At 47.0% G+C, this 1,248-nt stretch carries 3 protein-coding genes; all 3 read left to right on the top strand.

The features are described 5' to 3' along the window. Positions 1-391: hypothetical protein (locus AC3DOM_RS03570; protein ID WP_487917651.1), on the top strand; the 391-nt coding region annotated here is incomplete at its 5' end. A gap of 2 nt (positions 392-393) precedes the next feature. Next, positions 394-534, top strand: coding sequence for a hypothetical protein (locus AC3DOM_RS03565; RefSeq protein WP_487917650.1), 141 nt, complete (start codon positions 394-396; stop codon positions 532-534). Positions 535-586: 52 nt separating this feature from the next. After that, on the top strand, positions 587-1,248 hold a 662-nt coding region (locus tag AC3DOM_RS03560; protein ID WP_487917649.1), incomplete at its 3' end, for a hypothetical protein.

Genomic DNA, 1,248 nt, shown 5'->3' with positions numbered 1-1,248 from the left:
TAAGGAAAATCAACTGGAATCTGAAAAGTGGTATCAAAAACTGGATGAGGATGCCCGCGAAAAATACCGCGAGAGCGGTAAAAATCTTATGCAAAGCCTCGCAAGCTATCTCAGTGCGGAAGGTGAGGACGCCAGCGCTGAAGCCCGTTCTCTGGGATATGAGTATGCTTCCCGTGGACGCAGATTTGGGCTAAAACTCATTGATGCCACACGTGCATTTTTATTTTTCAGGAATGCACTCCTCGAAGCAATGATCGCTGTTTATCTTGATGCGCGTGTTTCCGATACAGGATCATGGGGAGAAATGCTCACCAGCCTCCATGGATTTACTGATCAAACCATGATTTCACTCATGGAAACTTACGAAGCCTTTGAAAACAATAACCGTTAAAAATGAAATCTGAAAAAAAATCCCCCGCTCGTAAATATCCACCCCTCTATGAAAAGATGATTCCGGTCATGTTGGTTATTTTGGCAATCGTTATTATAGGGGTCGTGATCGCAGCCATTGGTGTTGTTTTGGGTATTGTTTAATAGCATCACCCGTTGAAGCGTACTCTTACACAATCTAATCTGGAGTTTAATCATGTTACTTAACACTGGTATTCCCTTTTTATCAAGCATCATCAGCTTTGCTCTTGCCTTTTTTGTTCTCAAACGTTATCTAGACCGCAAGCGTGCCCACTTACTGCTCTGGGGTATCGGAGCCATTTTTTACGGAATCGGTGGATTCACGGAATTTTATTTTGGCGCCTTTGGGTGGAACCCACTCATCTTTCGGATGTGGTATCTTTTTGGGGCCATTCTTGTTGCTGCCTGGCTGGGGCAGGGTACGGTCTACCTGCTCGCCAACCGTAAATGGGCCAATGCGCTGATGCTCATTTTGGGCATTGCCTCGCTCTACGCTCTATTTAGAATAGCCACAGCCCAGCTTGATCCCTCTCTGATGATCGGCGAAGGCCATACTGGCGCGGAATTGAGCGGTCATGCCATCGTCACAGATGGCGTACGTGTGCTGACACCCTTTTTCAATATTTATGGCACCCTCACCCTGGTTGGCGGGGCAATTTATTCTGCATGGATATTCTGGCGCAAACGCGTTTTACTCCATCGCGCTGTTGGGAATATTCTTATCGCCACCGGCGCGATCTTGCCCGCATTTGGCGGACTATTCAGCCGCCTGCAGTTCCCGGGCGCCCTCTATCTGGGTGAATTTTTTGGCATAATTCTTCTTTTTATCGGGTTTCA

It is taken from the genome of Candidatus Desulfolinea nitratireducens (genome assembly GCF_982879505.1).
Note: the sequence above shows the minus strand (reverse complement) of the source record. Positions and strands in the feature narration are given on the sequence as shown.